This window comes from Kitasatospora sp. NPDC059571 (assembly GCF_042735675.1).
GTDB lineage: Bacteria > Actinomycetota > Actinomycetes > Streptomycetales > Streptomycetaceae > Kitasatospora.
Genome location: NZ_JBHWBW010000085.1, coordinates 1,521 through 10,202, shown reverse-complemented (window position 1 = coordinate 10,202; position 8,682 = coordinate 1,521). Strand labels below are relative to the sequence as shown.

General features: G+C 74.7%; 7 protein-coding genes. 3 read left to right on the top strand and 4 right to left on the bottom strand.

Annotated elements, in window-relative coordinates:
- Positions 1 to 243: 243 nt before the first annotated feature.
- Positions 244 to 1,011 carry an IclR family transcriptional regulator gene (locus ACFV0G_RS12940; protein WP_380545872.1) on the bottom strand — a complete coding sequence of 256 codons (768 nt, stop codon included), beginning with the start codon at positions 1,009 to 1,011 and terminating at the stop codon, positions 244 to 246.
- A 74-nt stretch (positions 1,012 to 1,085) separates the two neighbouring features.
- On the opposite strand from ACFV0G_RS12940, the gene ACFV0G_RS12935 reads away from it, so the two are divergent.
- A complete protein-coding gene (locus ACFV0G_RS12935; protein ID WP_380545870.1) occupies positions 1,086 to 1,775 on the top strand; it encodes a substrate-binding domain-containing protein in 690 nt (229 codons plus the stop codon).
- Positions 1,776 to 1,973: 198 nt separating this feature from the next.
- Here the strand turns inward: ACFV0G_RS12935 and ACFV0G_RS12930 are convergent, their stop codons facing one another.
- A complete protein-coding gene (locus ACFV0G_RS12930; protein WP_380545868.1) occupies positions 1,974 to 3,683 on the bottom strand; it encodes a protease pro-enzyme activation domain-containing protein in 1,710 nt (569 codons plus the stop codon).
- A 274-nt stretch (positions 3,684 to 3,957) separates the two neighbouring features.
- Between ACFV0G_RS12930 and ACFV0G_RS12925 the strand changes: the two genes are divergently transcribed.
- Positions 3,958 to 4,707 (top strand): TetR/AcrR family transcriptional regulator, encoded by a 750-nt coding sequence (locus tag ACFV0G_RS12925; protein WP_380545866.1) that lies wholly within the window; start codon positions 3,958 to 3,960, stop codon positions 4,705 to 4,707.
- A 199-nt stretch (positions 4,708 to 4,906) separates the two neighbouring features.
- Here the strand turns inward: ACFV0G_RS12925 and ACFV0G_RS12920 are convergent, their stop codons facing one another.
- The gene (locus ACFV0G_RS12920; protein WP_380545864.1) at positions 4,907 to 5,773 is read right to left on the bottom strand and encodes an alpha/beta fold hydrolase; all 867 of its coding nucleotides are present in this window, start codon (positions 5,771 to 5,773) and stop codon (positions 4,907 to 4,909) included.
- An 817-nt stretch (positions 5,774 to 6,590) separates the two neighbouring features.
- Between ACFV0G_RS12920 and ACFV0G_RS12915 the strand changes: the two genes are divergently transcribed.
- Positions 6,591 to 7,346 carry a YqjF family protein gene (locus ACFV0G_RS12915; RefSeq protein ID WP_380545861.1) on the top strand — a complete coding sequence of 252 codons (756 nt, stop codon included), beginning with the start codon at positions 6,591 to 6,593 and terminating at the stop codon, positions 7,344 to 7,346.
- Positions 7,347 to 7,398: 52 nt separating this feature from the next.
- On the opposite strand, the gene ACFV0G_RS12910 is transcribed toward ACFV0G_RS12915, so the two are convergent.
- Complete coding sequence (locus ACFV0G_RS12910) at positions 7,399 to 8,619, bottom strand: RNA polymerase sigma factor (RefSeq protein WP_380545897.1); 1,221 nt, start codon at positions 8,617 to 8,619, stop codon at positions 7,399 to 7,401.
- Between the last annotated feature and the right edge of the window lie 63 nt (positions 8,620 to 8,682).

Here is an 8,682-nt window from a genome sequence, read left to right as displayed (position 1 = left end):
CGGGGCGGGGGGGGGGTGTCCCCCCGGCGGGTGTCGCGGGCGGGGCGGCGGGGCGGGGGGGCGTTTATGCGGCGGGGGGGGCCGGCGCCGACGACGGCGACGGGTACCGAGGTGACGGTGTCGATGGTGGCCTCGGCCATGGCATCTCCTGAGCGGCTGCGAGCGTCCGGAACACCCCGAACGCTGGCATCCGGGGCCGCAGCCGGTCAGCACCACTTCCGTCAGGCGGAAGTGGTGCCTGGATCAGACCGTGGCACGGGCGCGCCGGCCGAGCTCCTCGGAGATCCCCTGGACGGCCCTCAGCAGCGGCTCCCGCAGCCCGCGGGCACGGCTCGCGCTGCGCGCCGCGATGACGATGCCCAGCGCGGCACTGACCGGGCCGGACCGGCCGATCCGGACGGGTGCGGCCACCGCGACCGTGTCCTCGGAGAGCTGCCGGTCGCTGACGAAGACCTGCTCCCGGCGGATCCGGCCCAGCTGGGCGCGCAGGGTCCTCGGGTCGGTGACGGTGTGCGGGGTCCAGGCCCGCAGCGGTGCTTCGAGGACCGCCTCCTGGACGTCGCCGGGGGCGTGCGCCAGCAGCACCCGGCCCATCCCGGTGGAGCCGATCGGGAAGCGCGAGCCGACCATGGTCAGCAGTTCCACCGACCGGTGGCCGGCGATCCGTTCGACGAAGACGAGCTCGGTGCCCTCGCGCACCGCGAGCTGGATGTTCTCGTGCGTCGCCTCGTACAGGTCCTGCATGAACGGCAGCGCCACGTCGCGCAGGATCTGGGTGCGGGGGCAGCCCGAGGCGATCTCCCAGAGCCGCAGCCCGACGTGCCAGGAGCCGTCCTCGCCGCGTTCCAGCGCGCCCCAGGCCGCGAGCTCGGCGACCACCCGGTGCGCGGTGCTCAGGGCCAGGCCCGTACGCTGGGCGATCTCCGACAGCGTCTGCGACTGGCAATCGCGGCCGAACGTCGAGAGGACCTCGAGAACTTTTCCAGCCGCCGTGCTCCGGGTTTCGCTCACGCGGTCAGTGTCGCAGAGAGGCATCGGGCCGCCGTCCACCCGTCGCAGCATCGGCCGCGCAGTAAGGAGACGACGTGGACCGAGAGATCACCGGACTGTCATCGATGGCGACGCGGCAGCTCCTGGCCGAGCTGTGCGGACGGCTCCGCAGCGACCGCGGCACCGCGGTGCGGTTCGAGTCCGCCGGCGGGGTCGAGGTCGTGCGCCGGGTGCGCGAGGGCGCCGCGGCCGACCTGCTGGTGCTCTCCGAGGACGCACTGGCGGCGCTGGAGCGCGAGGGGCACCTCGCGGCGGGCACGCTGCGCCCGCTGTGGGTCTCCCAGGTCGTCGCCGCCGTGCCGAACGGATCGCCGGCGCCTGCCCTCGACTCGGCGGCCGACCTGCGGGCCGCTCTGCTGGCCGCACGGCGGATCGCGTACTCCACGGGCCCCAGCGGCACTGCCCTGGTCGACCTGACGGCACGGCTCGGTCTCGCCGACGTGCTCGCACCGCGGCTCGTCCAGGCACCGCCCGGGGTGCCGGCCGGCAGCCTGCTCGCCTCCGGCGCGGCCGACCTGGCCTTCCAGCAGCACAGTGAACTGATGGACCTGCCCGGCGTCACCGTCGTCGGTCCGCTGCCCGGCGACACCGCGATCAGCACGACGTTCAGCGGGGCCGTACTGACCGCCTCCACCGAGCCGGCCCGGGCCGCCCGCGTCCTCGGCCTGCTCGGGTCGGACGAGGCATCGGCGGCCGCCCGCGCCAAGGGCATGCGGCCCGCCTGACGCCTCGCCCGGCGGAGCGCCGGTGCCGACGACCGGAGGGCCGACGAGCGCGGTGGCCGGCCATCGGCTGCCGCCGACCATGGCGGCGCAGGCGCATCGTCCGTTTTGGCCGTCGCGGACGCCGGCGCCCGAACACGCCGTCATCGCCGTCGGCAGCGCCCCGGGCTGACGGACCGCCCGCGACGGGGGCCGCCGGCCTCAGCCGAGCTTGCGCAGGCCGTCCAGCAGGGCCTGGCCGCCGGGGCTGCCGAATCCGGTGCAGGCGTCCCATCCTGGCCCGGAGCCGAACGCGCCGTTGGCGCCGAGGGTGATGTCCCGCAGCACGCCGTCCGACAGCTTGGTGTACAGCAACGGGTTGAGGAAGCCCACCTGCGCGCCGAGCCCCTGGTTGACCCGGGCCAGCAGCGCGGACCACTGCGGGGCGGCCGCGCTGGTGCCGCCGATCGTGTACAGGGTCCGGCCGTCCACGCTGAGGATCATCACGCCGGTCACCGGGTCGGCGAGCCCGGACACGTCCGGCACGCCTCGCCCGGCGATGTGCGGAAGGTCGGGCGTCAGTGGCAGGTTGACGGTGTGCTGCCACGGGGGCACGGGGAACACCCGGCTGACCCCGCCGCCGGTGGAGCTGTCGGGGCCGTCGTCCCAGACGATCTCGGCGGCGATGGTGCGGTCGTCCTGCGCGAAGAGCCGGGTCCCGCCGACGCCCAGCACGTGCGGGCTGGAGGCCGGGAAGTCGGCGTGCGAGCGCGGGGCGAGGTTCAGTTGCCGGACGAGGTCCGGCGGGATGTCGCCGGAACCGTTGTCGCCGCTGGCGCAGCAGATGCTGACATTGCCCGCGGCGGCCAGCGTGAAGGCCTGGTCGGTGTGCGTGACCCCGGACGCGGTCCAGGCCAGGCCCGGGGCGTCCTCGGGGTTGCCGTAGCTGCAGGAGACCACGGAGGCCCGGTGGTCGCTGACGATCCGGTTGATCACGTCCACCCAGCCCTGCTCGGTGAACCTGCTGAAGTAGACGACGATCTTCGCCTTGGGGGCCAGCGCGCCGATCACCTGGAGGTCGAGCATGATCTCGATGGTGACGTCGCTCGGATCGGTGTTGGCGGCGATGTCGCCTCCGGGCTCGTTGCCCGGTCCGTGCACGACCACGTTGGTGATCTGCGGCGGCGGGTCGATGTGCAGCACGTTGTGGAAGTAGGTGTTCAGGGCGGTCTGCGAGTAGCCGCCCGACGGTCCGCTCGTGGTGTCCCCGTTGAACGCCAGCACGGCGATGGTCTGCCCGCTGCCGTCGGTGCCGGTGGGGTAGTCGTAGAGCCGGTCCAGGGCGTTCGGCAGGAAGGTGCCGATCGGCATGCCCATCGCCGCCTCGTCGACCGTCAGCGTGGTCGCCGCCGGGGGTCGCCGGGTCATCAGGCTGTTGCCGATCGGCCGGTTGTCGAGGCCGAACACGCCGGTGACCACGTCGCCGAGATCGGCCGGCACGTGGATCGAGCCGACCCGGCCGCGGTAGGTGCGCCAGCGTTCGTTGCGGTCCTGGTACTGGTAGCGGGCCAGCGGCACCTGGAAGGCGTCCGCGAAGTCGCCGACCGTGCCCTCCAGTTCCACGCTCCGGGCCAGTTCGTCCACCCGGCCCACGGCCAGGTTCCGCTCGGCGGCGAACTCGCGGACGGCGGCCACGTCGGCGGGAGAGGCACGGTTGACGTCCGCCAACTGGGCCGCGGTCGGCGCCTCGCGCTCGGTCGGCGGGGTCATCGCCAGGTCGAGCACGTCGGGCATCGGTGGGGCGCCAGGGTCGCGCCGCAGGTAGACGGTGACGGTGATCTCTTCGTTGGGGTTGACCGGACCGGCCACGCTCGCGCCGCGGCGCGGAACCCGGTGGCTGTCCGGCAGGGTCGTGTACTGGCTGTGCGACATGGTGTCTCCAGCGGTGGGACCGGGGCGGGAGGTCGGGCTCCACCCGGTCGACGGCCGTGGTGCGGAGGCCCGCCCTCATCGGGCCGCCCCCGCCGGTGCGCCGGATACCGGCGCGTCGGGCGTCGTCAGGCGTCCTCGCTCACGACACACGCTTCTCTTGTCCACGTAATGCCGAAATGTACTTTGTATACTCAGATTCTCCCCCGGTGAACGGAGGAGTCAAATGCTCCAGGGGTCGGGCCGGCGCGGGGCCACGATGCCGAAGGAGGCGATCGTGAGCAGCAACGAGAGCGGTGAGCGGAGCGGACAGGGCGCGTCCTCCGCCCGGCGCGGCGGGGCTCCGTCCGGGCGCAGCGCCTCCGAGCCCGGGCGCGGCCGGCTCACCCGGGCACGGGTGCTGGCGGCGGCGGTCGCCCTGGTGGACCGCGCGGGCATGCCGGCACTCACCATGCGGCGGCTGGCTACCGACCTGGGCGTGGAGCCGATGGCGCTCTACCGCTACGCCGCCAGCAAGGACGCGCTGCTCACCGGCATGATCGAGGCCTTCTACGCGGAAGTGAACGAGCGGCTCGGCCCGGTGCCGCCGGATGTCGACTGGCGTGCCGAGGTCCACCGGATCGCCGCAGTGTTCTGTGCGGTGGCCGACACGCATCCGGCCATGCTGCCGCTGGTGATCGCCCGGCCGCTCTCCGTCCCGCTGGCCCGACGGCCGACCTCGATGCTCCAGCTGAACGAGCGCCTCCTCGTCCTGATCGGCCGGGGCGGCTTCGACGGCGCCGAGGCACTGTGGATCTACCGCGCCCTGGTGGGCTGGATCCTGGGCTACCTCTTGGTCGACAAGCGGCAGATCGTCGACAACCCCGACGAACCCGAACCGCTGCTGCGGCTCGGCCTGCACCGCCTCCCGGCCGCCGAGTACCCGCGGCTGCGCGCACTGGCCCCGCTCCTGGCCGATCACGACGCACCGGCGGAACTGGCGGCCGGGCTCGACATCCTGCTGGACGCCCTGACGGCCGGGCACTGACGGCCGCAGGGCGGCGGGTGCGCCACGGCGGGTGACGGACCGTCCGCCCGGCCGGGCTCGCTCCGGGCAGTCGGTCTCGCCACCACCGCGGCCGCCAACGACCCCTGGCGGGCTTTACCCCGCTCCGCGCGTCCGGGCCGGCGCTCGGCGGATCCCCCGGCCCCGCGGCGGCCACGACGGTCGGCGGCCGGCGGGGAGCTCAGGGGCGGTGGGCGCAGGCGGCGGCGAAGGCGGCCAGGTCGGCGGCCGTGCGGGCGGGGTCGTCCCAGTGGACGACGTGGCCGGAGCCCTCGTGGACCAGCAGGGTGGCGCGGGGGAAGGCGGCGGTCAGCCGGTACTGGTCGGAGCGGGGCAGGATCCGGTCCTGGTCGCCCCAGACCACCAGGACGGGGGCGGTGACGGCGCCGAGCCCGTCCGGCGGTGGTTCGCCGAGCAGGCCGTCGAAGGTGTCGCGCCAGACCTGGGCCGGTGCACGGAGATTCTCCCGCACCACCAGGTCGGCGAACTCCTCCCGCAGCGGCCGGCTCACCAGGGAATCGGCCAGGGTGCGCAGCGCCACCGGGTCGAGCGGGTCGGTGAGCCGGTGGACCCACTCCCGGACGGCGGGCGCGGCCGGCTTGTCGGCCAGCTGCGCCGGCGAGCCGAGGAATGCCAGACCGGCCACCCGCCCGGGCTGGGCCGCGGCGAAGCGGCGCAGCGTGAAGCCTGCGCTGGAGGCTCCCACCAGGAGGGCCCGCTCGACGCCGACCCGGTCCAGGAACTCGGCCAGGTCGGCGGCGAAGTCCGCGGGCCGGTACCCGTGCGGCGGGCAGCTCGCCCCGCCGTGCCCTCGCTGGCTCGGCGCGAGCACGTGCAGGGTGTCGGGCAGGTGGGCCATCAGCGGCTCGAAGGAACGCCAGGAGTCACCGACGGCGTGCAGCAGCACGACCGGGAGCCCGGTCGGCGGGCCCTGCTCGGCGTACGGCAGGACCAGCCCCGCACGGGGCAGACGGGCCTCCGAGACACCGGCCGCTGCCCGGTCGGCCGGCGGGCGGGCCGGGTCGGGTCGCTCGCCGCCCACGTTCACGGTGACTCCAGGTCTCGGGTCCGCGCTCCCCCTCAACAGTCGGCCACGGCCGGCACCCGTTCAAGAGCCCGCCCGGGGGATCGGCCGGTGCGGGATCCCAAGTGCAGCGGTCCGGCCCGCGACGCACGAGGCGCACGGGCCGGCCCGGGGCGGACGCTCAGTTCTGCCGGAGTGCGGGCGTGGGCACGGGGACATGACGAATGATCAGCCCGACAGGAAAGGACCTTGCCACCACTTGGAAAGAGCCCGCCAATGGCAAATATGTCGGCCGTGTGACGATTCGACCCGGTGCACGAATTCCTGCTGGCGGCCGGGAGTCCGCCGGATCAACCGGAGGTTTCACCTTCGACCTCGAACCGCGACCCGGAACCGGCTCGGCGAGTGGCATTTCGCCGGCCTGCTGGCGGGGATCCGCCATGCGCCCGCTCTTGCCGCATCACGGACCGGCCGCTGGCGGCATCATCGCAGGTGGAGCCCCCGGCATGACCGAACGCCAGGCGCGCCCGGGAAGGCCGGAGGGCGCAGCTCATCCCGCCGCCGCTCCGTGACCGGCGACCTCATCCGGGCCTTTCCCGTGCGCTTATTCCCGGGCGGGACACTGCGACTCCCTCGGAGGCGTCGTGCCCTTGCCGGCCCGGCGGGGCGCTGCCACGCGCGGACCTGGACGGTCGCCGCGATGACGCCGCGGCATGACGGGCCTCAGCACGCGGCGACCGGGGCCGACGTGGCCCACGAACGGAACGCGGGGTGCTTCGACGAGCCCCCGGCGCACCGGCCGGCCGGGGCGGCGGGGGCAAGGGCGTGCGAGGCTGGTGGCATGTCGCTGGACGCTGTCCCTGCGGAGCCGGTCACGCCCGGGCCGGTGCGCGAGGTGCCGGACACGCTGCTCACGCAGTCGTGGCTCGATCTGTCGTTCCTGCACTGGGCGGCAGACCCGGCCGACGTTGCACCGCTGCTGCCGGGCGGGACGGTGCCGGACACGTTCGACGGGCTCAGCTACGTCGGCCTGGTGGCATTTCGGATGTACCGGGTGGGCTGGTTCCGCATGCCGGGGTTCCCGTACCTCGGCACCTTCCCGGAGACCAACGTGCGGCTCTACTCGGTGGACCGGCACGGACGGCGCGGTGTGGTGTTCCGTTCCTTGGAGGCCTCCCGACTACTGCCGGTGGCCGTCGCCCGCAGCGCCTTCCGGCTGCCCTACATGTGGGCCCGGATGGCGATCCACCGCGAGGCCGACAGCATCACCTACACCAGCAGCAGGCGCTGGCCCGGACCGCGCGGGGCGCGCAGCCGCCTCAGCGTCCGGATCGGCGAGCGGATCGAGCACCCGACCGCCCTCGAACACTTCCTGACCGCGCGCTGGGGCATGCACAACTCCTTCTTCGGCCGGACGGCGTACCTGCCCAACACCCACCCGCGCTGGCCGCTGCACCGAGCGGAACTCCTCGGGTGCGAGGACGACTTGGTGGCCGCAGCCGGGTTGCCGGCGCCGGTCGGGCCGCCGGTGAGCGTGCTGTACTCCCCCGGCGTGCCGGTCCGCTTCGGCCGCCCGCGCGGCCTGCCCACCCCCTGAGCCCGGACCGGCGGGGCGGTGGACGTGCCGACCGCGGGACCGCCGCGGAGGCTCAGTCGGGCACCGTCCCGGTGCGCCGGTGCGCCTCGGCGGCTCTGGCGGTCAGGTAGCGCTGCTCGGGCGTGCTGGTGGTGAGGGCCGCGGCCAGGCGGTAGTGGCTCAGCGCCGACGCGTGGTCGCCTGCCATCTCCAGAAGGTGGGCCCGCACGGCCGGCACCCGGTGGTGACCCGCGAGCGGTCCGCGGTCCGTGTCGAGCCGGTCGAGCAGCGCCAGGGCGGCGACAGGGCCGTCGACCATCGCGAGGGCGACCGCCCGGTTGAGGGTCACCAGCGGGCTGCCCGACACGTGTTCGAGCAGCTCGTAGAGGCCGTGGATCTGTGGCCAGTCGGTGTCCTCGGCGCGAGCGGCGCCGTCGTGCACGGCTGCGACGGCCGCCAGCAGCCGGTACTCGCCGGGCCGCTCCCCGTGGGCGAACGTGCCGATGAGCAGGCCGGCTCCCTCGTGGATCAGGCGGCGGTCCCAGCGGGTGCGGTCCTGCTCGGAGAGCGGGACCAGCTCGCCGTGCGGGCCGGTGCGGGCCGGGCGGCGGGCCTCGGTCAGCAGCATCAGGGCGAGCAGTCCGGTCACCTCGCCCTCGGTCGGCAGGATCCGGTGCAGCTCCCGGGTCAGCCGGACGGCCTCGCCCGACAGATCCGGGCGGTGCAGCGCCGGTCCGCCGGAGGCGGTGTAGCCCTCGCTGAACAGCAGGTACAGCACGTGCAGCACGGCGCGGAGCCGTGCGAGCCAGTCCGGCGTCCCCGGCACCGGCACCTCGAACACCGTGGCCGACGCCCTCAGGCGCTGCTTGGCGCGGCTGACGCGCTGCGCCATGGTCGCCTCGGGTACCAGGTAGGCGGCGGCGATCTGGGCGGTCGTCAGACCGCCGACGGCCCGCAGCGTCAGAGCGATCGCCGAGGCGGGTGTGAGCGCGGGGTGGCAGCACATGAAGAGCAGGGCCAGGGTGTCGTCGGTGGCCGGGGCCTCCGGCGGGGCCGGCTCCCGCGCGACGCGCTCCTCGCGGCGCTGCCGTGCCGCGTCGCTGCGGGCCCGGTCGGTGTGCCGACGCGTGGCGGTCTGCAGCAGCCAGCCGCGCGGGTGCTCCGGCACCCCGTGTTCGGGCCAGTGCCGGGCGGCGGCGATCAGGGCCTCCTGGACGGCGTCCTCGCAGCCGTCGAAGTCGCCCAGCCGTCGGGTGAGCGCTCCGAGGGCCCCCCGCCCCCCCGACCGCCGCAAGTCCGCCCTGGCGGTGCGCTCGGTCGCAAGGCGGAACCCCCCCCGCGCGAACCCCCCCGCCCC

Excerpts from the sequence above, each read along its gene's own strand:
- ACFV0G_RS12930 (WP_380545868.1), bottom strand. The coding sequence starts at position 3,683 with ATGTCGCACAGCCAGTACACGACCCTGCCGGACAGCCACCGGGTTCCG.
- ACFV0G_RS12915 (WP_380545861.1), top strand. The coding sequence starts at position 6,591 with ATGTCGCTGGACGCTGTCCCTGCGGAGCCGGTCACGCCCGGGCCGGTG.